This window comes from Streptomyces sp. NPDC102270 (assembly GCF_044766405.1).
Lineage (GTDB): Bacteria > Actinomycetota > Actinomycetes > Streptomycetales > Streptomycetaceae > Streptomyces.
In genome coordinates this window covers 1-24,829 of sequence record NZ_JBIWLX010000012.1, presented here as the reverse complement: position 1 = coordinate 24,829, position 24,829 = coordinate 1, and the positions used below count along the sequence as shown (strand labels likewise).

Sequence of the window (24,829 nt, the reverse complement as noted above, 5' to 3'; positions counted from 1 at the left end):
GCCACATCGCCCGTCGCGCTCGACCCGGCATCAACCGATCGGTGGATGCGGCCGTACGACCCCTCGAACATGCAGGTCGTAGGACCAGCGGCCGATCCAGGTCCGGCCAAAACCAGGTGGGCGTTGTCAGTGCCGGTCCGTAGGCTCGCTGTTGATGTCCCTCACACATGCAACCACCAAGAACCGATCGGCCGTAAGGTCCCTGCTGCGCCTGTGGCCGTACGTCCGCCCGGTCCGCGCGCGACTGTTCACCGCCGCGCTCGTGGCGATCCTCGCCTCCTGCGCGGGGCTGGTGATCCCGCTCGTCCTGAAGTGGATGGTGGACGGCCCGGTCGCCGACGGGGACACGGCGGGCGTATGGCGCGGGGCGCTGTACCTGCTGCTGCTCGGGTTCGCGGAGGCACTGCTGTTCGGGCTGCGGCGGTGGCTGGTGGCGAGACCGCTCTCCCATGTGGAGGCGGAGATGCGGGCGGGCCTGTACCGGCACCTCCAGCGCCTCCCGGTGGCCTTTCACGACCGCTGGGCGTCCGGCCAGCTGTTGTCCCGGGCCACCACCGACCTCATGCTCCTGCGGATGTTCCTGGCCTTCCCGCTGACCTTCCTGCTGGTCAACGCCGTGACGATCGTCGTCGGCGTGACCATCATGCTGCTCCAGGACTGGACGCTGGGGCTGGTGATCCTGGGTCCGGCCATCCCCGTGATGATCACGTGCGTGGTCTTCGAGAAGCGGTACCACCGGGTGGCGCGGCTCGCCCAGGACCAGGTCGGCGACCTCACGACGGTCGTCGAGGAGAGCGTGCTCGGCATCCGCATCATCAAGGGGTTCGGGCGACACCGGTCGCAGGCGCGGGCGTTCCGCGAGCTGACCGGGAAGCTGCGGGGAACCGAGCTGCACAAGGCGCGGCTGCTGGCCACGATCTGGGGCGTCATCACCACCCTGCCCGAGGTGGCCATCGGGGCCGCGCTGGTTCTGGGCTGTGTGCAGGTGGCGGACGGGGACTTGTCGACAGGCACGTTGGTGGCCTTCCTGTCGACGGCACTTGCGCTCAGGTGGCCGGTGGAGTCCATCGGCTTCCTCCTGGCGATGACTCAGGAGGCGGTGACGGCGACGGAGCGCTATTTCGAGGTGATCAATGAAGTGCCGGAGCAGGAAACCTACTCAAGGGGCGCGGGGAACGGCGCGACCAGCCCCCACCGGCCGTCAGCCGACAACGATGGCCTCCGGTTCCGAAACGTCCGGTTCCGCTACCCCGACGCCCCCGAGGGCTCCCCGCCCGTCCTCGACCTGATCGACCTCCACATCCGCCCCGGCGAGTCCATGGCCCTGGTCGGCACGACGGGCAGCGGCAAGACGACCCTCACCGCCCTCGTCCCCCGCCTCCACGAGGTGACATCCGGCCACATCACCCTGGACGGCGAGGACATCACCGCCATGTCCAGAGAAGAGCTGCGCTCGAAAGTCGCCGTCGCTTTCGAGGAGCCCACCCTCTTCTCGGCCAGCGTCAAGGACAACGTCCTGCTGGGCATGGACGAACAGGAGCTGGACCGCGCCCTCGCCGTGGCGCAGGCCGACTTCGCGCACGCCCTCCCCCACGGCACCGACACCCGGGTCGGCGAGCAGGGCCTCAGCCTCTCCGGCGGCCAGCGCCAGCGCCTCGCCCTCGCGCGGGCCGTGGTCGGCAAGCCCCGGTTCCTCGTCCTCGACGACCCCCTGTCCGCGCTGGACGTGCACACCGAGGCCGCCGTGGAGGCGGCGCTGCGCGACGTCCTCGCGGAGACCACCGCGCTCATCGTGGCCCATCGCCCCTCGACCGTGCTGCTCGCCGACCGTGTCGCGCTGCTGTCCGACGGCCGTATCACCGCCGTGGGCACCCACCACGAACTGCTGCGCACGAACGCCGAGTACGCCCACCTCATGTCCGGTACCGGGGAAGCGGAGGACGACCGATGACGGCCCCCACCACCAACGCCCCCACGGCGGACGACGAGCCGGAAGCGAGCCGCCACGAGGACGCGGTGGACGCCTTCGACCACGACGTCCTGCCCACTCCCCCGCGCGCCACCTCCCTCCTGCTGCGCTCCCTGCTCGGCCCGATGAGGGCGCGGGTCACCCTCACCACGTTCCTGCTGCTGCTCCAGCAGGCGGCCGTGCAGGCGGGTCCGCTGCTGGTGGCGTACGCCATCGACCGCGCGGTGCCCGCGTTCCGCGACCACGACAACGGTCCGCTGATCGCCGTCGGCGCCGGCTATCTGCTGTGCTCGCTGGCCTCCGGCGGGCTCCAGTACGCGTTCATCCTGGCCTCCGCGCGCGTCAACCAGGACGTACTGCTGGACCTGCGCGGCCGGATCTTCCGCCATGCGCAGGCGCTGAGCATCGACTTCCACGAGCGCTACACCTCGGGCCGGCTGATCTCCCGCTCGACGACGGACGTGGAGTCGTTGCGCGAACTGCTCAACGAGGGGCTTCAGGAGCTCGTCACCGTCATCCTGTCCTTCCTCTACATCTCCGCCCTGCTGCTCTGGCTGGACCTCGGGCTCGGCGCGGTCGCGGTGGCGTCCTTCGTGCCGCTGTATCTGCTCGTGCGGGTCTACCGGCAGCGCGCGGGCCGGGTGTACCGCAAGCGGTCGACCGCGATCGCCGCCGTGATCGTGAAGTTCGTGGAGACGATGAACGGCATCCGGCCGGTGCGGGCGTTCCGCCGCGAAGCGGCCAACGACGGCGAGTTCGCCGTACTGAACAAGCGGCACGAGCGGGTCAACGGCGACGCGCTCCTTGAGATGGCCCGCTATGTCGTCGGGTCCCGGCTGGTCGCCAACACGGCCGTCGCCGGGATCGTGCTGTGGGGTGCCTACCGGGTGGCGCAGGGCTCGCTGGAGCTGGGTGTACTGGCGGCCGCGGTGCTGTATCTGCGGCGGCTGTACGACCCGATCGACCGGCTCGGGATGTTCCTGAACTCCTACCAGTCGGCGGCGGCCTCCCTGGAGAAGATCGCGGGCCTGCTCGCCCAGACCCCGACCGTGCCCGAGCCGTCGACGCCCAGGCAGCTGCCGGCACTGGAGTCCGCGGACCGTCCCGGCCGTGAGGTCGTCTTCGAGGGGGTCTCGTTCGCCTACCGCACCGGCGGCGAGGTGCTGCCCCCCTTCGACCTCACACTCCCGGCCGGGCAGACCGTCGCGGTGGTCGGCTCGACCGGTGCCGGGAAGTCGACGCTCGCCAAACTCCTCGCCCGGTTCTATGACCCCTCGCAGGGCCGCGTCCTCCTGGACGGCGTGGACCTGCGCGAGCTGGCCGTGCCCGAGCTGCGGCGCGGGGTGGTCATGGTGACGCAGGAGGCGTTCCTGTTCTCCGGCACGGTCGCCGAGAACATCGCGCTCGGCCGCCCGGACGCTACCCGCGAGGAGATCGAGCAGGCCGCGAAGGCGATCGGGGCGCACGACTTCATCAGCGCGCTGCCCGACGGGTACGACACCGACGTACGCAAGCGGGGCGGCCGCATCTCGGCGGGTCAGCGCCAGCTCGTGGCGTTCGCGCGGGCGTTGCTCGCCGATCCGGCGGTGCTGATCCTGGACGAGGCGACCAGCTCGCTCGACATCCCGGGCGAGCGGGCGGTGCAGCGGGCGATGGCGACGGTCCTCAAGGGCCGTACGGCCGTGGTGATCGCGCACCGGCTGTCGACCGTGGCGATCGCCGACCGGGTGCTCGTCATGGAGCACGGCAGGATCGTCGAGGACGGCAATCCGGCCGAACTCGTCGCGGGCACGGGCCGGTTCGCGGAACTGCACCGGGCCTGGCGGGACAGTCTGGCGTGAGCGACCAGGGGTCCAGCCAGTTCTACCGGGGCCCCGCTTCCCGCGTCCGGCGCCCTTCCCGATCAGACCCCAGTTGCGGCACGACCGGACCCATAACTTCATGGCCTTGCGCCAAAGACCTCAAGGCTGACATGGCTCAAAGTCGCGGTGTCGCTGACGCAAGGTCCTCTAGTGCTGTATCGATCATGAAGATACGTTCATTCAGGCGCTGGACGGCTGGGGAGCCGAGCGAAGGCCGAGAAGTAACCGTTCCACGGAGCACCTTTCACTCGAAGAGGAGAACTTCATGAACCTCAACGCCGAGACCCCCAACGACTTCGACGTCGACGCCCTTCTCGCCCTCGCCGAGGTCGACGAGGCCCTCTCCGTCGAGGCCATCGTTCCGAACCGTGTCAACAGCAAGTACGCCCTTCTCCAGGAGTCCGCCAACAGCTGACCAGCCACGAGCTGATCAAAATGACTCGCTGAAGCGCGCTCCGTCCGCGCTCCGATGGCCACTACTCGACTCCCCTATCCAGCAACGGACTCCAGCGAGAACTCATATGCGGAAACCCCGAATTCTTCTCGTCAACCCGCCTATCTGGAATGTCTACGCTCCTCACCTCGCAGTCCCGCTACTGGCTGCGGTGATGCGACGGCACGGATGGCAGGTGTCGTCCCTCGATCTGAGCATCGAGCAGACGGACTGGCTGCTCTCCAGCGAGGGGCTGACGGCGTTGCTTCCGAAAGCCGAGCAACGTCTGGGCGAGGTGCCCGCCGGCGAACGGCAAGCCCATGAGGAGACCCTCGCTGTATTCAGCGACACCATCGCCCGCATCGACAGCGCCCGCACGACACTCAAGTCTCGCTCCGTCCTGACGGATCCGGCCGCCTTCACCGACGCTGCGACAGTCGTCCGCAATGGGCTCAGTTGTGTCTCTGCTTCATTTCCCGGACTCAATTTCGACCTGCGGGGCAATTTCTCGTGCTTTTCGCACCGGCGCTCGGATTCCATCCTGGATGCGACCAGATCACCGGACCGGAATGTGTACGGCTGGGCTCTGGCACACCAGCCGATCCGTGAGCTGGAAGATTCCGACCTGGCTGTGGTCGGCATCTCGGTGTCCGCCGACACTCAGCTCATAGCGGCCCTCACCGTGGCTCGCCATGTCAAGCATGCCCGTCCCGATGTCCATGTGGTCATGGGCGGCAACCTGACCACACGCATGGTTGGCCGCTGGCAGGAAGAACACCCGTTCTTCCAGTACGTGGACTCCTTCGTGTCATACGAAGGAGAAGACGCCCTACCCGCGCTCTGCGATCGCATCAGCGGTGTCGACGACCGCCCCGTCCCAGGGCTGCTGGAGCGTGACGGCCGTGGCGGGCTGCTCCGCACTCCGGCAGCCATGGTCGACGTCTCCGACCTGCCGACGCCGGACTTCGACGGCTTGCCACTGGACCGCTACTTCGCGCCCGGTCCTGTGCTCCCGCTCCAGGCGTCGCGAAGCTGCGCATGGGACTGCGCCTTCTGCTCGATACCTTTCGCCAGCAACAAGTTCCGCATCCGGCGCCCGGAACACGTCGTACACGACATGGCCGCCCTGGCTGCCAAACACGGCACCGACACCTTCATGTTCGTGGACGAAATCATGACACTCACGTCACTGCGTGGGGTGTCCCGAGAGCTGATCGACGGTGGGCACGAGCTCTTCTGGTACGGAGAGACGCGGTTCAGCAAGGGACTCGACGACGAGTTGGCGACCGCGCTGCGGCGTTCGGGATGCCGCCGACTCGACCTCGGCCTGGAGTCCTACAACCAAAGAGTGCTGGATCTGATGCGCAAGGGCACCAAGGTTGCTGATATCGAGCCCTCCCTCGACGCCCTGCTCAGCAACAAGGTGCCGGTCCACCTGTTCTGCATGACCGGCTTTCCCGGTGAGACGGAAGAAGAGGCCGTCCGGACCCAGGAGTTCGCCACGGAGGCGCTGCGCCGTTCCGTGGAGGAGTATGACGTGCCTTATTCCACGGCCGCCAATGGACCGTTCATCCTGGACGTGCTCTCCCCCGTAGGTGAACGCCCTGATCTGTTCGGCGTCGAGTTGATCCCGCCAGATGAGGGAGAGGACCTCGCCTTCGACCTCGACTACACAGTCGCCCGCGGCCTCACGCAGGAGGACGCAGCCAGTCTCACCTCAGGGGGACCGAGCAGCTCCGCAGGCTCCGCATTCCACAGGGCAACCTGGATCGGGGACGCGGAGGAGTGGTCGTTCCTCTGGGCGATGGCCGAGGCGGAGCTGCCGGCCCGGAAGATAGCCACACCGGTCGCTCCACGCCCGGAGTTGCATCCCGGGACGCTCGTACGGCTCGCGGACGAGGTGCATGTCCGGATGTCGGCCACCGGGCGAGGGACCCTCTTGCACGTGCCATCGGGCGACACCCTGCTGGCCGTACCGCGGCAGTGGCACTGGCTGCTCGACGGTCAGTCGTGCACTGTGGCCGACCTGTTGGAGAGCCTGCCCTCCGTCAGAACTGCTGCAGCGACGCTGGCACGACTCGTAGCGCATCGAGCCTTGGCCGTCGAGGCGGCCGACACCTTCAAAGAGCGCTCGCTGCTGTGGTACGCCGCTCATCCACATGAGGTGGCGGACAGCCGACTTGACGGAAGCTGCTTGCTGGCCTCCCCGGAGACCAACAAGCAGGTCAGGGTCTCCGCCGCGGGTCGGCTCGCCTGGCTGCTCACAGCCGACGGCGCGACTGCGTCCGAACTGTCGACCCGGACCCGGCTGCCCGAAGAGCGGCTCATGCCGCTGCTGGATGAGCTGACCGGACACGGGGTCCTGGCGTCGGCTTTCTTCCATCCAGGGCTTCTCGATACGTTTCTGCCGACCGGTGCGGCTCAACGCTCCGGCTGACGACTGATCGCCGTCACCGTCACACCAGCGAACGCCGCACGTCGCGGCCCAATTTCAGGAGTCTCAGCCGTGCCCCACCCCCTCCACGTGGCAGGATCCGAAACGGACCGCTTCTGGAAGGAATTCGCCTCCCGCCACTGGGAGCAGGAGCCACTCTCCCTGCCTGCTTCCCCTGTCCAGTTGGGCATCGGCGACGAGGAGCTGCTGCGGGCTCTGGTCCTGGCGGCCGACGCGAACAACCGGCCCAAGGGGTCCGGGCTGCCCAAAGTCGTGGTGACGGTGGACGGCCGAACGCAGCCCATCGACACACGGGCCTTTCTCCCGCTGCCCGAGGACGGTTCTCTGGACGACTACCTCGCACGGGTGGACCGCTCCATGCGTGACCACGAGTGGAGCATCGCGGTGTCCGGCCTCCACGCAGTCTCAGCGCCGTTGTGGGACCGGGCCAAGCAGATGTCCGATGATGTCTTCCGGTTCACTGGAACTAGGGTCGCCGGCCGGGTGGACATAGACACCTTCATCGGCCGGTACACCTCCACCAATGTCGGTGTGCACGTCGACCACGCGGGGAACTTCGGTTTCACTCTGCGCGGCCGAAAGACCCTTCTCACCTGGGCACCCGACCACGCCGAACAGGTCCCACAGCACACCGCCGACTACGCGTCGGCCCGCGAGCTGGCCGATGTCCTGGTAGGCGTGCCCGGAGCGCTGACGTACTTCCCCTCCGAGCAGCTGCACGTCGGCGAGTCTCCCGAGACGGTCACGGTCAACGTGAACATCGCCTTCTTCACCAGGAGTGATCCTGCCGCCCTCGTTCTCGAAGCCGTGGGCGGCCTGCTGGGCCGAGCACGCGGAGCACGCGGGTCCGGCCCCGACGTGCAGGTCCCGGAGGGCATACCGGGCGCGGCTGCCGAGGCCCTCGATGCGCTGACTGGCCTGTCGGGAGGCGAGATCGAGGACGCCGTCTGGGAGCACAGCATGCGTACGGTGACGTCGGGTGGTCTGGGCATGGGCCGACCGTCCGAGTCTCCCGTGCCCGTGCCCCGCGATGCCCGCGTCCGGCTCCGCAGCAATGTGGTGATGCACCAGCGGCCGCTCGCCGACGGGCGCCGCGCCGTCGCCGTGCAGGGGCACACCTTGAGGGTCGCCGACCATCCTCGGGTCGAAGCCGCTCTCGCCGCGCTGGCCTCAGGGGACACGCTCGATCTCGGCCGGTGGGAACAGGGGACGGACACCGCCGCCGTGCCCCTCTTGCACGCCGTCCTGCTCAGGCTGTCGACCTGGCGGGCGACTCACGTCGAGAGCACCGGATCCGGCACCGCCGGTGCCGCCCAGCCGGTCCTGTGACGTCGGTGCGGCTGAGCAAGGGGGCGGCTCTGCTGGCCGTCGTCGCCTTGCTGATCAGCACAGTTGGTGACGAGGTGGCCCTGGTGGCGCTCGCACTGCGTGGCGCGGACCGTACCGGGCTCACGTCGGTGGTGTCGGCCCAGATGCTCGCCGGTCTGGTGCCGGGGATCGCTCTGGGCGGTCCGATCGGGCGGATCGTCGATCGTTTCCGGCTTGACGTTGTGCTGGGCGTGACGCTGGTACTCGAGTGCCTGATCGCGGCGACCGCCGCCGCGTTCGCGGACGGCGCGGTGCTGCTTATCGCCACCATGCTGTTCCTGGGGGCTCTGGGAGCCGTCGCCCAGACATGCGTGATGGCTCTCGTACCCCAGCTGTTTCCGGCTTCCGAGGCGCAGTTGAGGGTCAACGGCGTCATGGAGTCGACCAGGAACGCGGGCTACATCGTCGGCCCGCTGCTGGTGGGTCTGCTCACCGCGCATGGCGGGACCGGCCTGGCGCTGGCGGTCGACGCGGGTACTTTCGCCTTCGCCCTGCTGGCCGTGCCCGTCATCACTCACTGGCTGACCGCCAGACCCGTGCAGCTCTCGCCCGCGCCTGACCCCGCCCCTCCGCCCGCCGCGGAAGTCGACGAAACGGCCACGGAAACGGAGACCACTGGTCAGGAACCGCACGAAGCGGCCAAGGGCGGCATGCGCGTCGGCCTGTCCCTGCTCTGGACGGGACCGCAGCGGCGAGCCGCACTCGCCACCATCGTCGTGACCGTCGCAGCGACCTCTGTCGTCAACGTGCTGATGCCCTTCTTCGCTCACGAGATTCCAGGTGGCACGGCTTCCTACGGCACCCTGCTGGCCACTTGGAGCGTGGGACTGGTGGTGGGGCCGTTCGTACTGCGCAGCCGGCTCGGCGATCGGCCCACGGCTGTGGTCGCGGTCGGAGCGGCCTCGATCATCGGGCTCAGCTATCTGGTGACGGCCGCGTATCTCGTTCTCTGGGTGATGCTGGCAGCGTGCCTGTGCGGCGGCATGGCCAACGCGGTACAGAACGTGGCGCTGCGAACGCACGTCATGGCCGACTGCCCGCCGGGCGTGCGGGGCCGCGTGGGCGCCGCCTACGGCGCGACCCTGCAGAGCTCGGTGGCGATCGGATTCGCTCTTGCTGGGCTCGTCCCCGCCGCCTGGGCCCGTTGGGGCATCCTCGTCGGAGGCGCCGTCGCCCTTCTCACGGGCTCGCTCGGTTGGCTTCTGACACGGGCACTGACCGCCTCCGCGCCGACCGACGGGAGCGTGTCCGTCCCCACTCTGCAGGTGCCGGAGGAAAAGGCGTCGTGACCCGTCACCGAATCCTCCTGGATCCTGTCATCCCACGGTTCTGCGCCCAGACCGGGGCCTCGCTACCGCTCGCGTGGGAGCTGGCCTGGTCGCAACAGGATCAGGCCCAGGACACCGTGATCAGCCTCGTGCCGCCGCCCGCCCCCCGGGAGATCGACCGCCTCGTGTGGCCCCGTCTGCTGTCAGCCGGCACCGGGCTTCGCCTGCCACGGAGTGTGCGGGTCCAGAGGACGCCTGTGCCGTTCGTGCGGGACGGAGGCCCTGTAACAGCCCTCTTCGGTACGGAGCTGCCCGCATTCGCGGAAGTTCCCGAGCCGGTTGGCGAACTCCTGGCGGGTGGCACTTCCGTAGCTGCCGTGCGCGACGCATGGGAGCAGCCCGAAGAAGCCGTGGACCACCTCCTGGTAGGCCTGCTGCGCCTGGGTTTGCTGAACGCTGATCCTTCACCGGCCGCTGTGCAGGAGGGGCAGGGCAGTCGGCTTCTGGTACAGGAGGCTTGGGTGGAGGCTGTGGAGAGAGCCCCCGGCGCGCACATCCTCGCCAGCATCCCCACCGGTAACTTCCTCAAGGTCGGCAAGGTGGCTCTCCGTCTGTGGCAGTGCGCCGGGTCCGGGGACGGAATCCCTGCCAGTTCTCTCCCCTCGCCGCTCCACGATGTGGCGGACCAGATGCTGTCCGCCGGCATGCTTCGGGCAGTGAGGGCGGCTGACTGCGGATCGTGAGTAAGTGGAAGAGAGGATGATCCATGAGTGAGCCGACTTCTGAGGCGTTGACCGCTCTCACCCGTCCCGGAATGGGAACGGAGAACGCCGGTCCCGCCCTGCGGGCACTCACCACGATGTTGCGCCCGGGCACGGTGCTCGAGGTGGGTGCCGGCTCATCGACACTTCACCTCCTTCTGGGATTGCGCGACGCCCGCTCCGAGGCAGCTGAAGACCGACGGATCATCAACGGCGAGATCGCGGCGCACGAACGCGCCTCGGTTCTGCACCCCCGTTCAGTCATCGAAGACTACGCACCGAAGCTACTCGTCATCGATGACATCTCCGTACCGGGCACCTCCGCGAACCAGGTGAGGAAAGCTGCCCACTCTCTCGGTCTCGATGACATGCTCACCTTCATCGAGCGCGACTTCTTCGCACTGACGAACGAGGAACTCGACCGTTGGGGGCCGCTGGACCTGGTCTGGCTCGATGCCGGCACCCAGGCTGACGACGCGGGATTCCTCACATCCCTCTGGCCCCGCGTGTCACCTGGTGGCACGGTCGTATTGCACGAGCCGTACGTGGCCACCACTGTCGAGAACTCCGACAGGCAGGGCCGCACCCGGGTAACAGGCCGGATTGTGCCCACACCACTACTGCAGGAGCTCCGCCGTCAGGCTGCCGCACCGGGCAGCGGGATGGACGTCCTCGCCCTGAGCGAGCCACACAAGCACCGCCAGACGGGCCTCCTGCTACTCCGCAAGCAGGCGTCGTGGGAACGCGACCGGGGCGCCCCGTTCTCCGAGGAACTCAAAGCCCTGGGAGAGACAGGATCCACCGAGCCACCCCGGTTGGGCTCACTGCCCGCCAATCCGACGAGTGGCTCAGGAGGAAACGTCACGGACCGGATTTTCGCAGCGCTGGCCGACGAAACGCGACGCGCGGTCTACAGCGCCATCGTCCTGGAGGCCGACACTGCCCAGGGCGTCGGGAAGCGCCTGAGGATGGCTCCCGCGCGCAGCGCGAAGGCTCTCGCCGCACTGGAACAGGCTGGACTCGTCACGCACACGGAAGACGGCTGGTTCCCGGTCAAGGACATCTGGCGGCAAGCCCCGTCCCGCCCTGTGCAGCCACCGTTGCAGACGACGATTCCCTCGAAGCGCGGCAAGCGGAGGATGTTCCTGGAAAACCTGGTACAGCTCTTCGAGCCACAACGGCAGTACCCGGAAAGCTCGGTCAACGAAATGTTGCGCAGGATCCACCCGGATGTGGCCGCGCTGCGCCGGTACCTGGTGGAAGAACAACTGCTTGGTCGGGCCGATGGGCAGTATTGGCGCCTGTGAGGGTTCCGAAGGAACGGCCCGCGCAAGCTCGCCGGAACAACGGCCAGGGGGACGTGTGATCGACTCCTACGAAGATCCGGGCGCGCCGGACGTCCGGGGCGGCTGGCGGTATCTGTGGTGGCTGGTGCGCTGCCAGCCGGGGCGGTCGGTGGCCGGGGCGCTGCTGGGCAGCACCTGGATGGTGCTGCTGGCGGCGACGCCGTATCTGATGGCGAAGGCGATCGACGAGGGGCTGGAGCCGGGGAACTGGGCGGCGCTGGCCGGCTGGAGCTGCGCGCTGTTCGTGGTCGGTTCGTTCAACGCCTGGCTGAGCATCATGCGGCACCGCACGATGACCCGGGTGCGGATGGACGCCAACTTCCGCACGGTCAAGGTGGTCGTCGGGCAGGCGGTCCGGCTCGGCGCCGCGCTCTCTCGCCGGACCGGGGCCGGTGAGGTCGTCACGATCGGGGTGGGCGACGTGCAGACGATCGCCCAGGCCCTGACCGTCGTCGGCCCGGGCGTCGGAGCCTGTGTCGCCTATCTGACGGTCGCCGCCCTGCTGGTCTCGGTCTCCCCGGTCCTCGCGACCGTGGTCCTCCTCGGCATCCCGGCGATCGTCCTCCTGGTGGGCCCTTTCCTGTCCCGCCTCCAAGGTGCCGAGACGGAGTACCGCGACCGCCAGGGCGTCCTCACCGCCCGCATCGCCGACCTCGCGGGCGGTCTGCGGGTCCTCAACGGCCTGGGTGGCAAGGGCCTGGTCGCCGAGGCCTTCCACCGCGACAGCCGGCGGCTCCAGGCGCAGGGCTACCGGGTCGGCGCGGTCACCAGCTGGGTCCAGGCCCTCGGTGTGGGCCTGCCCACCCTGTTCCTCGCCGTCGTCACCTGGCTCGCGGCCCGGCCGGCCGCCCAGGGGGACATCACCGTGGGCGAGTTGGTGGCGGTGTACGGCTATGTCGCGGTCCTGGTGGGGCCGGTGGCGTTCTGGGTGGAGTGCGGGTACCAACTGAGCCGGGGCGTGGTGGCGGCGCGGAGGGTCGTCGCCTTCCTGCGCCTGGAGCCGCTGGAGGACCGGGGCACGCGGGACGCCCCGGCGGAGCCGTCGGTGCTGCACGACCCGGAGTCGGGCGTACGCATCCTCCCGGGCCGTCTGACGGCGCTGGCCTCGGCCCACCCCGCGGACACGTCGGCGGTGCTGGACCGGGTGGCCCGCTACACGCCGTCGCAGGCGACCTGGGCCGGAGTCCCCCTCGACGAGATCCGGTTGCCCCACATCAGGGAGCACATCCTGATGGCGGACCACGAGGCGGACCTGTTCGCGGGCACCCTGCGCGAGGTGATCATGAGTGGGGACCGCGACCCCGCGGCCGCCCTGCACGCGGCCGTGGCGGACGACATCGTCCAAGGTCTCCCGGACGGCCTCGACTCACCGATCGACGCCCAGGCCCGCAACCTCTCGGGCGGCCAGCGCCAACGCGTCCGGCTGGTGAGGGCCCTGCTCGCCGACCCGCAGGTCCTGCTCGCCACCGAACCCACCTCCGCCCTGGACGCCCACACGGAAGCCCTCGTGGCCGAGCGCCTGCGCGAGGCCCGCGAAGGCCGCACCACGGCCGTCACCACCACCTCGCCCCTCGTCCTCGACCACGCCGACACCGTCCTGTACCTGGTCGACGGCAAACTCGCGGCGACCGGCACCCATCAGCAACTGCTCGCGACGGAACCGGGATACCGCGCCCTGGTCGCCCGGGACGTGGAGGTCATGAAGTGAGCAGGGGCCATCTGCCGGTCGCCGACCAGGCCACCGTACGGCGCGCGTCCGCCCGGCTGATCCGCAAGGATGCCCGCGCCTTCACCGCCGTACTCGCCCTGAACGCGCTCGCCGCCGTCACCGGCCTCGCCGGTCCGTGGCTGCTCGGCCGGATCATCGACGAGGTGCGCGCAGGTGAGGGTGTGGCCGCGGTGGACCGGCTCTCCCTCGTCCTCGTGGGATGCGCGGGCACCCAGCTCCTGCTGGCCCGCTGGGCCCGCTATGTCGGCCACCGCTTCGGCGAACGCACCCTGGCCCGGGTCCGCGAGGAGTTCGTGGACCGTACGCTCGCCCTGCCCGCCTCCGTCGTGGAACGCGCCGGCACCGGTGACCTGACCGCCCGCGGCACCGCCGATGTCGCCACCGTCGGCACCACGCTCCGCGACGCGGGCCCCGAACTGCTCATCAACTCCGTGCAGTTCGTGTTCCTGCTCGCCGCGGTGTTCGTCCTGGACCCGCTGCTCGGCGCGGTCGGCGTGTTCGGTCTGCTGCCCATCTGGTTCGTCCTGCGCTGGTATCTGCGCCGGGCCAGGGACGGCTATCTGGCCGAGGGCGAGGCCACCTCCGACGTCGCCGAGATCCTCGCGGCCACCGCGTCCGGTGCCCGCACGGTCGAGGCGCTGCGTGTCGAGGAGCGGCGTGTCCGGGCGAGCCGGGAGGCCCTCGACACGTCCCGCCGCACCCGGCTGTACACCCTCTACCTGCGCAGTGTGTTCTTCCCGGTGGTGGAGGTGGCGTACATCCTGCCCGTGGCCGGTGTGCTCCTGGTCGGCGGAATGCTGCACGCGCGGGGCGTGCTGAGCCTGGGCTCGGTCGTGGCGGCGGCCCTGTATCTGCAGCAACTGGTCACTCCGCTCGACCAGATCCTCATACGAATCGAGCAACTCCAGTCCAGCGGCGCCTCGTTCGCCCGCGTCGAGGGTCTCGCCGCGGCCCCGCGGGCCGACTCCGAGGACTCCCCCGTCCCCGCCGACGACCGCATCGACGTGACCGGCGTGCGCTACTCCTACGGCCGCGGCGGCGAGGTCCTGCACGGCGTCGACCTGACCGTGCGCCCCGGTGAACGGCTCGCGGTGGTCGGCCCGTCCGGCGCCGGGAAGACCACCCTGAGCAGGCTGCTCGCGGGCGTCGACGCGCCGACTTCCGGATCGGTGACCGTCGGCGGGGTCCCCGTCGTGGGCCTGGGCCCGGAGCAGCTGCGCCGCCAGGTCGTCCTGGTCACCCAGGAGCACCACATCTTCCTGGGCACGGTCCGCGACAACCTCCTCATCGCCGAACCCGGCGCCGGGGACGAGGAGTTGTGGGCCGCCCTGACCGCCGTAGGGGCCGACGGCTGGGTGCGGGAGCTGCCCGATGGGCTCGACACCGCGCTCGGCCAGGACGGTCACCGTACGGACGGCTCGCAGGCGCAGCAACTGGCCCTGGCCCGGGTGGTGCTGGCGGACCCGCACACACTGATCCTCGACGAGGCGACCGCGCTCCTCGATCCCACCACCGCGCGCCACACCGAGCGTGCCCTGGGCGCCGTACTCGAAGGGCGCACGGTCATCGCGATCGCGCACCGGCTGCACACCGCGCACGACGCGGACCGGGTGGCGGTGATGGAGAACGGCAGGCTGACCGAGCTCGGCACGCATGAGGAGCTGGTGGCGGCGGACGGGGCGTACGCGGCGCTGTGGGGGTCGTGGCACGGAGGGCCGGACGGGAGCTGATCCCACGGGACCGTATATCGAACATGAACTACCGGACAACGAACCGTTTTTGGCCAACTTCCTGACGCGCTCCTGACAGTACGGGCTTTCCGGTGCCACTCTTCCCACGGCCGCCTCACAGCAACCTCACAGACGTCTCGCTGTGTTCCGATCCTCGGCCGCCTGCACCTCGTTCCGCGTACCGCCCGGACGGTCGACCCACCGTCCGGTCTCCCCTGGCCGCGTGATCCGCGGCCGCGCAGAAGGAGTCAGTGTTGAGAGACAGGTCCTCCCACAGACGCACCCCCCACACCCTGCACCGCAAGGCCGCCGCCGTGGCCCTCGTCGGTGTGTCCGCCCTGATCGCCGCGGCCGTCCAGTCGGGCGCCGCCACCGCAGCCCCGGCGAAGGCACCGTCGGCCGCGAGCAAGGTGATCCCGGGCGCCGAGTCCCTCAAGCTCACCCCCGCCCAGCGCGCCGAGCTGATACGCGAGGCGAACGCCACCAAGGCGGTCACCGCCAAGGACCTCGGCCTCGGCGCCAAGGAGAAGCTGGTCGTCCGTGACGTCGTCAAGGACGGCAACGGCACGCTCCACACCCGCTACGAGCGCACCTACGACGGTCTGCCGGTCCTCGGCGGCGACCTCGTCGTGGAGACGGCGAAGTCCGGTGCGACCGAGGGTGTCGTCAAGGCGACCGCCAAGGCCATCAAGCCGGCCACCACGACCGCGGCCCTGCCCGCCGCCAAGGCCGAGAAGCAGGCGCTCACGCTCGCGAAGGCAGCCGGCGCCGACAAGGCCGACACCCACCGCGCCCCGCGCAAGGTGATCTGGGCCGGCAACGGCACCCCGACCCTGGCGTACGAGACGGTCGTCGGCGGCCTCCAGGAGGACGGCACGCCGAACGAACTGCACGTCGTCACGGACGCGGCGACCGGCGCGAAGCTCTACGAGTACCAGGGCATCGAGACCGGCACCGGCACCACCATGTACAGCGGCACGGTCACCCTCGGCACCACGCAGTCCGGGTCGACGTACACCCTCACCGACGGGGCGCGCGGCGGCCACAAGACGTACAACCTCAACCACGGCACCTCCGGCACCGGCACCCTGTTCTCGGGGCCGGACGACGTCTGGGGCAACGGCAGCGCCTCCAACACGGAGACGGCCGGCGCGGACGCGCACTACGGTGCCGCGCTCACGTGGGACTACTACAAGAACGTGCAGGGGCGTTCGGGTATCCGCGGTGACGGGGTGGGCGCGTACTCCCGGGCCCACTACGGCAACAACTACGTCAACGCGTTCTGGGACGACAGCTGCTTCTGCATGACGTACGGCGACGGGTCGGGCAACACCCACCCGCTGACGGCGATCGACGTGGCCGGTCACGAGATGACCCACGGCGTCACTTCGAACACCGCCGGGCTCAACTACTCGGGTGAGTCCGGCGGGCTGAACGAGGCGACCTCCGACATCTTCGGCACGGCCGTCGAGTTCTACGCCAACAACTCCTCCGACGTCGGTGACTACCTCATCGGCGAGAAGATCAACATCAACGGCGACGGCACCCCGCTGCGCTACATGGACAAGCCGAGCAAGGACGGCGCGTCCAAGGACAGCTGGTACTCGGGGATCGGGTCGGTGGACGTCCACTACTCGTCCGGCCCCGCGAACCACTTCTTCTACCTCCTGTCGGAGGGCAGCGGCACCAAGACCATCAACGGTGTCACCTACAACTCCCCGACCTCGGACGGCCTCCCGGTCACCGGCATCGGCCGGGACAAGGCGGAGAAGATCTGGTTCCGCGCGCTGACCACCAAGTTCACCTCCACGACCAACTACGCGGCGGCCCGCACCGGCACCCTCGCGGCGGCCGGTGAGCTGTACGGCACGACGAGCGCCGAGTACACGGCCGTGGCGAACGCCTGGGCGGGCGTGGCGGTCGGCTCGCGTCCCGGCGGTGGCGGCGGTGGCGGCACCTCGTTCGAGTCGACCACCGACGTATCGATTCCGGACAACGGGGCGGCGGTCAATTCGCCTATCACCGTCTCAGGGCGTACGGGCAACGCGCCCTCGAACCTCGCGGTCTCGGTCGACATCGTGCACACCTACATCGGTGACCTCCAGGTGCAGCTGATCGCCCCCGACGGCACGGCGTACACGCTCAAGGCGTACGGCACCGGTGGCAGCACCGACAACCTCAACACCACGTACACGGTGAACGCGTCCTCCGAGGTCGCCAACGGGACCTGGCAGTTGCGGGTCCAGGACAACGCGGCCCAGGACACCGGCTACATCAACGGCTGGAAGCTGACCTTCCCGTAGGTCCGCGACCCTCAAGTCAGGGCGCCGTCCCGGTGGTTCGAATCCCCGGGGCGGCGCCCTCTTTTTACCTTCCCATGACTGATGGCTTGTTGGGGCTTTGCCCAGGTCAACGCGGTTTACATGCCTGCAATGTTCATCCAGCCGTCGACTTTCAGCCAACATCACTTGGGGGTCATGACATGTACGCGCCTTGATGCCACGCTTCCTCACAACCGCCGCACAACTTCACAACCACCCCGGAGGGCAACCCCACGCCGTCCGGGCTCCCCCACGAAGGAGCTTGTGTGACCCCCCTCTACGCGCGTCACAAGCGGACCACTCTGGCCATCGCCACCGCCGTGGCGGCCGGAGCCCTGCTCACCACCGGCCTGACCACCGGCAGTGCCGCCGCCGTGACCCCGGCCGAAGGCACCGGCAAGGCCACCCTCGCGGGCGCCCCGGTCCAGCTGTCCGCGGCCGCGCGCACCTCCCTCATCAAGGAGCAGCAGGCCGACGCCGGCACCACGGCCCAGGAGATAGGCCTCGGCGCCAAGGAGAAGCTGGTCGTCAAGGACGTCGTGAGAGACGCCGACGGCACGGTCCACACCCGCTACGAGCGCACCTACGACGGTCTGCCCGTCCTCGGCGGCGACCTGGTCGTCCATGAGTCGAAGTCCGGTGCGACCGAGGGCGTCTCCAAGGCGACGAAGGCCACCATCAAGGTCGCCTCGCTGACCCCCAAGGTCACCGTCGCCAAGGCCGAGACGCAGGCCCTGACCGCCGCGAAGGCCGCGGGTTCGGACAAGGCCGCGGCCGACGGCGCGCGCAAGGTGATCTGGGCCGGCTCGGGCACCCCCGTCCTCGCCTACGAGACGATCGTCGGCGGCTTCCAGGACGACGGCACCCCGAACCAGCTGCACGTCATCACGGACGCCGCCACCGGCAAGAAGCTCTACGAGTACCAGGGCATCGAGAACGCGACCGGCACCGGCAAGAGCCTGTACTCGGGCACGGTCAGCCTCAGCACCACGCAGTCCGGCTCGACGTACAACCTCACGGACGCCACGCGCGGCAGCCACAAGACGTACAACAAGTCGCACGGCACCAGCTCGTCGGCGGGCACGCTGTTCACGGACGCCGACAACGTGTGGGGCACCGGCGCGGCCTCCAGCTCCACCGCCGACCAGACCGCGGCCGTGGACGCCACCTACGGCGCCCAGGAGACGTGGGACTTCTACAAGTCCACGTTCGGCCGCAGCGGCATCAAGAACAACGGCGTCGGCGCGTACTCCCGCGTGCACTACGGCAACCAGTACGTGAACGCGTTCTGGGACGACAGCTGCTTCTGCATGACGTACGGCGACGGGTCGGGCAACGTCAGCCCGCTGACCTCGCTGGACGTGGCCGGCCACGAGATGAGCCACGGCGTCACCTCGAACACGGCGGGCCTGAACTACTCCGGCGAGTCCGGTGGCCTCAACGAGGCGACCTCGGACATCTTCGGCACGGGTGTCGAGTTCTACGCGGCCAACTCCAACGACGTCGGTGACTACCTCATCGGCGAGGAGATCGACATCAACGGCGACGGCACCCCGCTGCGCTACATGGACAAGCCCAGCAAGGACGGCGGCTCGGCGGACTCCTGGTCCTCCTCCGTCGGCAACCTGGACGTCCACTACTCGTCGGGCGTGGCGAACCACTTCTTCTACCTCCTCTCGGAGGGCAGCGGCGCCAAGACGATCAACGGCGTCTCCTACAACTCGCCGACGTCCAACGGCTCCACGGTCACCGGCATCGGCCGCGCCAAGGCGCTGCAGATCTGGTACAAGGCGCTGACGACGTACTTCACGTCGACGACCAACTACAAGTCGGCCCGCACGGGCACGCTCTCCGCGGCGTCCGCCCTGTACGGCTCGACCAGCACCGAGTACAAGGCGGTGGCCGCGGCCTGGTCCGCGGTCAACGTGAGCTAGCTCCACGAGAGACACGACGGGCGGTACCCGGAACGAAGGCATTTCCGGGTGCCGCCCTACTCTTGGGTCCCATGTCCTTCACCTACGACGACGTCGGCGCGACCCGGCGGAGCGGATTCTGCCCGCCCGGCTTCCACCCCCTGCATGTCCGCACGCGCATAGGCGAGGGCCACGACGTCTTCCGGAAGGCCTCCGAGGCGGTCCTGACCTGGGAGATGCACCGCGCCCTCGGCGTCGGCATAGACGCCACCGCGGACCGCGCGGCCCCGGACGTGGACGTGACGGTCACCCTGGCCGGCGTCATCAAGGCCCCCTGCCGGGTGGTCTGGACGCTGGAGGAACACCGCCGCGCGGGCTGGGCCTACGGCACCCTGACCGGCCACCCCGAATGCGGCGAGGAGTCCTTCGTCGTCGACCGCACGGGCGACGGCACCGTGTGGCTGACGGTGTCGGCGTTCAGCAGGGGCGCGAAGTGGTACTCCAGGGCGGGCGGCCCGGCGACCCGGGGCCTGCAGCACGCGTACGCGCGCAAGTGCGGGACGGTGCTGCGGAAGCTGTGCGGCGGAGAGGACGCGGGCTGAGCGGAAGCCGCCCGGCCCGCGCCCCCGCCGCTCACCGCAGCAGCACCCCGGCCCCCTCCACCGCATCCTCCGAAGGCACCGCCACCACTCCCAGCTCCGCGCCCGACGCCAGCAGGCGATGCGAGGGCAGGATGCGGACCGTGTAGCCGAAGGGGCCCGTGCGGTCCAGGGACAGCGGGCCCTCGTAGACCCAGCGGCCGTCCGGGTCCGGGCCGCCCACCGACTTCAGCGGGACCGTCGCCGCGTCCGCGATGCGGTCCTCCTCGTCCACGCGGCCGGAGACCGCCTGGACCTCCACGTCGTCCGGGCCGAGCGCGCCGAGACCGACACGGACCCGCAGTCCCAGCGTGGTGCCGAGTTCGGCCGTGGTCGTCGCGGCCGTGGTCTCCAGGTGGTCGACCGTCACCCCGTGCCACTCGGCCCGCACCCTGGCCTTCCACTCCGCCAGTTCGCGCGCCGCGTCCGGGACCATCGTGCGGTGGGCCTCGGCCGCGGGGGCGTAGAGCCGTTCCACGTACTCGCGGACCATGCGGCCCGCCAGGACCTTCGGGCCCAGCAGGGTGAGCGTCTGGCGGACCATCTCGATCCAGCGGTCGGGCAGGCCGCCCTGGCCGCGCTCGTAGAAGCGGGGTGTCACCCGCTGTTCCAGGAGGTCGTAGAGGGCGTCGGCCTCTATGTCGTCTCGGCGGTCGGGGTCGGTCCCCACGCCGTCCGCGGTCGGGATCGCCCAGCCGAAGTCGGGCTGGAACCACTCGTCCCACCAGCCGTCCAGGACGGACAGGTTCAGACAGCCGTTGAGTGCCGCCTTCATCCCGCTCGTCCCGCACGCCTCCAGCGGCCGCAGCGGGTTGTTGAGCCAGATGTCGCAGCCCGGGTAGAGCTTCTGCGCCATCGCCATGCCGTAGTCCGGCAGGAACACGATCCGGTGGCGCACCCGCGGGTCGTCGGAGAACCGCACCAGCTCCTGGACGAGCCGCTTTCCGCCGTCGTCCGCCGGGTGCGCCTTGCCCGCCACCACGATCTGGATCGGGCGCTCGGGGTGCAGGAGCAGGTCCATCAGACGGTCGCGGTCCCGCAGCATGAGGGTCAGCCGCTTGTACGACGGGACACGGCGCGCGAATCCGATGGTCAGCACATCGGGGTCGAGGACGCCGTCGATCCAACCCAACTCCGCTGTACCGGCGCCGCGTTGACGCCAGGACGCGCGCAGCCGGTCCCGTACCTCCATCACCAGCTGCTCCCGCAGCGAGCGGCGCAGCTCCCAGACGTCCTGGTCGGGGATGTCTCCCACGGCGTCCCAGCGGTCCGAGCCGCCGACGGTCATCGCGTCCTCGGTGCGCTGGGCGCCGATCTGCCGGGCACCGAGCCGGAACACCTCGGGCGCGACCCAGGTCGGGGCATGCACCCCGTTGGTCACGGAGGTGATCGGCACCTCCTCGGGGTCGAATCCCGGCCAGAGTCCGGAGAACATCTCCCGGCTGACCTGCCCGTGCAACAGCGAGACGCCGTTGGCGCGTTGGGCGAGGCGCAGACCCATCACGGCCATGTTGAAGAGGTTGGGTTCGCCGCCCGGGTAGGTCTCCATGCCCAGCGCCAGAATGCGGCCCACGTCCATGCGCGGGAGTTCGGCGTCCGGGCCGAAGTGCCGGGCGACCAGTTCACGGTCGAAGCGGTCGATGCCGGCCGGGACGGGGGTGTGCGTGGTGAACACGGTCCCCGCGCGGACCGCCTCCAGACCGGCGTCGAAGTCCAGCCCCTGGTCGCAGAGTTCGGCGATCCGCTCCAGACCGAGGAATCCGGCGTGCCCCTCGTTGGTGTGGAAGACCTCGGGGTCGACATGCCCGGTCAGCCGGCAGTACGTCCGTACGGCCCGGACGCCCCCTATGCCGAGCAGCATCTCCTGGAGCAGCCGGTGTTCGCTGCCGCCGCCGTACAACCGGTCGGTCACCCCGCGTTCGCCGAGGTCGTTCTCCTCGACGTCGGAGTCCAGCATCAGCAGGGGCACGCGGCCGACCTGGGCGAGCCAGATCCGGGCGTGCAGCTGCTTGCCGCCGGGCAGGGCCAGCGACACCTGGGCCGGGGTGCCGTCGGCCTCCCTCAGCAGCGCCACCGGCAGCTCGTTGGGGTCCAGGACCGGATAGTGCTCCTGCTGCCAGCCGTCCCGGGACAGGGTCTGGCGGAAGTAGCCGTGGCGGTACAGCAGACCCACGCCGATCAGCGGTACGCCCAGGTCGCTGGCGGCCTTCAGATGGTCGCCCGCCAGGATGCCCAGACCGCCGGAGTACTGCGGCAGGGCGGCCGTGACGCCGAACTCGGGCGAGAAGTAGGCGACGGCGGCCGGGAGTTCACCGGTGTGGGCCTGATACCAGCGCTCACCGGTGACGTAGTCGTGGAGATCGTCGGCGGCCGCGGTGAGCCGGCGCAGGAAACGGCGGTCCTCGGCGAGTTCGGCGAGCCGGGCGGGGCGCACGCTGCCGAGCAGCCGTACGGGATCACCGCCCGAAGCGGCCCAGCGCTCCGGATCGACGGACTGGAAGAGATCACGGGTCTCCGCGTGCCAGGACCAGCGCAGATTGCGCGCCAGATCGCTCAGGGGCCGCAGGGCATCGGGGAGTACGGGTCGGACGGTGAATCGACGGATCGCCTTCACATTCCACCTCGGCGAGCGGAGCGGAGTGGGACACACGGCGGTGTGCGTCCCGTCTTCAGCCTTGACGGTATCCGTGCGGAGGGTGTCGTCACCACGGCGCGGTTCACAGCAGAAGGCCGTGTCGCCCTCAAGCCCTCCCGGATCGAACAGTCCGGAAATCGCCGCAACCTCCCCACGTCCTCCCATAGCGGATATGGCCGATTACACCCCCGTAGGCGTCCTTGTGGTACTTCACACCGCACGAGAGGCTGCCCCATGGCGTACCGCCCGGCGCCGGGTCCACCCGGCCTGCCGCGGCTGCCGTACGCCGAGGTGAGGAGGGGAACTCAAGTCATGGCACGGACGCGCAATCGGCGTCTGCGCTGGGTGGGGGGCCTGACCGCGGTGAGCTGTGCCGCCGCACTTTCGGCCATCACCCCGCCCGCGCACGCCGCACCGGAGGGGCGGATACTCGGCGCCGGAGAGCCCGGTTCCGTCAGCGGGAGTTACCTGGTGACACTCAAGGGGGGAACGCAGGCCCGGTCGGTGGCCGGAAAGGACATCGCCGAGAAGTACGGGGCGAAAATCAGCCATACCTATGGCGCGGTGCTCAACGGCTACGCCGTGCGGACCGACGAGAGACGGGCCGGGCGGCTGGCGGCGGACCCACGGGTCGCCTCGGTCGTCCAGGACACCCGGGTGACCCTGGAGGGCACCCAGAGGAACCCGCCGTCCTGGGGTCTCGACCGCCTGGACCAGCCGAAGGCGCCGCCTGACAGGTCCTACACCTGGCCGCGGTCCGCGGGCGCCGGGACGACGGTGTACGTGATCGACACCGGCATCCGGATCTCCCACAAGGACTTCGGGGGCCGGGCCTCCTACGGCTGGGACTTCGTCGGGGGCGACCGCTCGGCGGGCGACGGCAACGGCCACGGCACCCATGTCGCGGCCACCGTCGCCGGCACCGGATACGGCGTCGCGAAACGGGCCGAGGTGGTCGCCGTACGCGTCCTCGACAGCACCGGATCGGGCACGACAGCCCAGGTCATCGCGGGTATCGACTGGGTGACGAAGCATGCGCGCAAGCCGGCGGTCGCCAACCTCAGCCTGGCCGGTCACCACAGCGCCCAGCTCGACACCGCCGTCCGCACCTCCATCGCGTCCGGGGTGACCTACACGGTCGCCGCGGGCAACGACGGACGGTCGGCCGGGCTGTACTCCCCCGCCGACGTGCCCCAGGCGATCACGGTCGGCGCGACCGACCCGACGGACGCGCGGGCGGGTTTCTCCAATTACGGATCGGCTCTCGATCTGTTCGCACCAGGTGTATCGATCACCTCTGCGGGCATCAGCGGTGACACCGCCAGGGCGACCTACTCGGGTACGTCGATGGCCACCCCGCACGCGGCGGGCGCGGCCGCGCTCTACCTGGCCGACCATCCGAGGGCCACTCCGGCCCAGGTCGGCAAAGCGTTGGTCAAACTGGCAGCCTCCGGGACGGTGTCCGGTCGGGGGGCCGGTTCACCGGACAAACTCCTTCAGGTGCCCGGTTCCTAGGGGAAGGCGTCCGCAAGTCGGCCCCGTTCGGCCAGAACGGGGCCGGTTTTGTGTAAAGACATACGCGTGAGTAGTTAGCAAAGTGCCGGATTGCTCACCCGAATAGGGTGGGAAGGCTCCTGCGGTAGACGCCTCAGGACCCCCTCCCACATCCATCCGCCCACCCGAAGTTGACGCGGACAGGAGCGGTCATGCCCGCCACGCACCACCAGTCAGCACCCCTGACGTCCAGCACACGCCCCGTCGACCCCGGACCACCGCCCCAGGAGCGACCCTCCACGGAGGCGGGACCGGCTACGGCCGTCGGCCGCATACCCGTCCTCGACGTCCGCCCGGTCGTCCAGCGAGGACGCCGGCCCGCCAAGGCGGTCACCGGCGAGACGTTCGAGATCTCGGCCACCGTGTTCCGTGAGGGTCATGACGCGGTCGCCGCCAATGTCGTACTGAGGGATCCGGAAGACCGCGCCGGACCCTGGACCCCCATGCGGGAACTCACCCCAGGCACCGACCGCTGGGGCGCCACCGTCACCGCCGGGGCACCCGGACTGTGGACCTTCACCGTCGAGGCCTGGGGCGACCCGATCACCACCTGGCGCCACCACGCCCAGATCAAGATCCCGGCCGGCATGGACACCGAACTGGTCCTGGAGGAGGGCGCCCGGCTCTACGAACGAGCCGCGGCCGGAGTCCCCGAAGACGGCCGGGGCGGCGTGATCCTCGCGGCCGTCCGCGCCCTCCGCGACGAGACCCGGCCGGCCGCCGCCCGCCTCGCCGCAGCGCTGACGCCCGAGGTGGACGCGGTGCTCGCCCGCCATCCGCTGCGGGAGTTGATCACGGCGTCGGAGACGTTGCCGCTGCTGGTGGAGCGGGAGCGGGCGCTGTTCGG

16 protein-coding genes are annotated in these 24,829 nt (G+C 69.7%); 15 read left to right on the top strand and 1 reads right to left on the bottom strand.

Translation table 11 applies throughout. The features are described from left to right. Nucleotides 1-154 precede the first annotated feature (154 nt). From ACIRP7_RS25170 to ACIRP7_RS25110, 13 genes are all read left to right on the top strand, one after another. Nucleotides 155-1,951 carry an ABC transporter ATP-binding protein gene (locus ACIRP7_RS25170; protein WP_403663665.1) on the top strand — a complete coding sequence of 599 codons (1,797 nt, stop codon included), beginning with the start codon at nucleotides 155-157 and terminating at the stop codon, nucleotides 1,949-1,951. Continuing rightward, nucleotides 1,948-3,810 carry an ABC transporter ATP-binding protein gene (locus ACIRP7_RS25165; protein WP_403663662.1) on the top strand — a complete coding sequence of 621 codons (1,863 nt, stop codon included), beginning with the start codon at nucleotides 1,948-1,950 and terminating at the stop codon, nucleotides 3,808-3,810. Before ACIRP7_RS25170 ends, ACIRP7_RS25165 begins: the two co-directional genes overlap by 4 nt. 286 nt (nucleotides 3,811-4,096) lie before the next feature. Beyond that, complete coding sequence (locus ACIRP7_RS25160) at nucleotides 4,097-4,246, top strand: hypothetical protein (RefSeq protein WP_403663659.1); 150 nt, start codon at nucleotides 4,097-4,099, stop codon at nucleotides 4,244-4,246. A 214-nt stretch (nucleotides 4,247-4,460) separates the two neighbouring features. After that, nucleotides 4,461-6,701 (top strand): B12-binding domain-containing radical SAM protein, encoded by a 2,241-nt coding sequence (locus tag ACIRP7_RS25155; RefSeq protein WP_403663656.1) that lies wholly within the window; start codon nucleotides 4,461-4,463, stop codon nucleotides 6,699-6,701. Between the two features lie 87 nt (nucleotides 6,702-6,788). Then, nucleotides 6,789-8,048, top strand: a complete 1,260-nt coding sequence (locus tag ACIRP7_RS25150; RefSeq protein ID WP_403663653.1) for a hypothetical protein — start codon at nucleotides 6,789-6,791, stop codon at nucleotides 8,046-8,048. Next, nucleotides 8,045-9,376 (top strand): MFS transporter, encoded by a 1,332-nt coding sequence (locus ACIRP7_RS25145; protein WP_403663650.1) that lies wholly within the window; start codon nucleotides 8,045-8,047, stop codon nucleotides 9,374-9,376. The genes ACIRP7_RS25150 and ACIRP7_RS25145 overlap by 4 nt, the downstream gene beginning before the upstream one ends. Beyond that, nucleotides 9,373-10,098, top strand: a complete 726-nt coding sequence (locus tag ACIRP7_RS25140; protein ID WP_403663648.1) for a hypothetical protein — start codon at nucleotides 9,373-9,375, stop codon at nucleotides 10,096-10,098. The genes ACIRP7_RS25145 and ACIRP7_RS25140 overlap by 4 nt, the downstream gene beginning before the upstream one ends. 23 nt (nucleotides 10,099-10,121) lie before the next feature. Then, entirely contained in the window at nucleotides 10,122-11,423 is a 1,302-nt protein-coding gene (locus tag ACIRP7_RS25135; RefSeq protein WP_403663645.1) for a DUF2087 domain-containing protein, read from the top strand. A 55-nt stretch (nucleotides 11,424-11,478) separates the two neighbouring features. Beyond that, nucleotides 11,479-13,170, top strand: coding sequence for an ABC transporter ATP-binding protein (locus ACIRP7_RS25130; RefSeq protein ID WP_403663642.1), 1,692 nt, complete (start codon nucleotides 11,479-11,481; stop codon nucleotides 13,168-13,170). Next, nucleotides 13,167-14,921, top strand: a complete 1,755-nt coding sequence (locus ACIRP7_RS25125; RefSeq protein WP_403663640.1) for an ABC transporter ATP-binding protein — start codon at nucleotides 13,167-13,169, stop codon at nucleotides 14,919-14,921. Before ACIRP7_RS25130 ends, ACIRP7_RS25125 begins: the two co-directional genes overlap by 4 nt. Nucleotides 14,922-15,175: 254 nt before the next feature. Beyond that, nucleotides 15,176-17,224, top strand: coding sequence for a M4 family metallopeptidase (locus tag ACIRP7_RS25120; RefSeq protein WP_403663637.1), 2,049 nt, complete (start codon nucleotides 15,176-15,178; stop codon nucleotides 17,222-17,224). A 284-nt stretch (nucleotides 17,225-17,508) separates the two neighbouring features. Next, nucleotides 17,509-19,176, top strand: coding sequence for a M4 family metallopeptidase (locus tag ACIRP7_RS25115; RefSeq protein ID WP_403663634.1), 1,668 nt, complete (start codon nucleotides 17,509-17,511; stop codon nucleotides 19,174-19,176). A gap of 71 nt (nucleotides 19,177-19,247) precedes the next feature. Beyond that, on the top strand, nucleotides 19,248-19,757 hold the full coding sequence (locus tag ACIRP7_RS25110) for a DUF1990 domain-containing protein (RefSeq protein WP_403663631.1): 510 nt from the start codon (nucleotides 19,248-19,250) through the stop codon (nucleotides 19,755-19,757). 31 nt (nucleotides 19,758-19,788) lie between these two features. Here ACIRP7_RS25110 and ACIRP7_RS25105 read toward each other — a convergent pair whose 3' ends face one another. Then, the gene (locus ACIRP7_RS25105) at nucleotides 19,789-22,407 is read right to left on the bottom strand and encodes a glycosyltransferase family 1 protein (protein WP_403663628.1); all 2,619 of its coding nucleotides are present in this window, start codon (nucleotides 22,405-22,407) and stop codon (nucleotides 19,789-19,791) included. Between the two features lie 333 nt (nucleotides 22,408-22,740). Here ACIRP7_RS25105 and ACIRP7_RS25100 point away from each other — a divergent pair, with 333 nt between their 5' ends. Continuing rightward, a complete protein-coding gene (locus ACIRP7_RS25100; protein ID WP_403663625.1) occupies nucleotides 22,741-23,943 on the top strand; it encodes a S8 family peptidase in 1,203 nt (400 codons plus the stop codon). Nucleotides 23,944-24,134: 191 nt separating this feature from the next. Continuing rightward, nucleotides 24,135-24,829 (top strand): maltotransferase domain-containing protein (locus ACIRP7_RS25095; protein ID WP_403663622.1); only part of this gene is annotated, 695 nt, incomplete at its 3' end.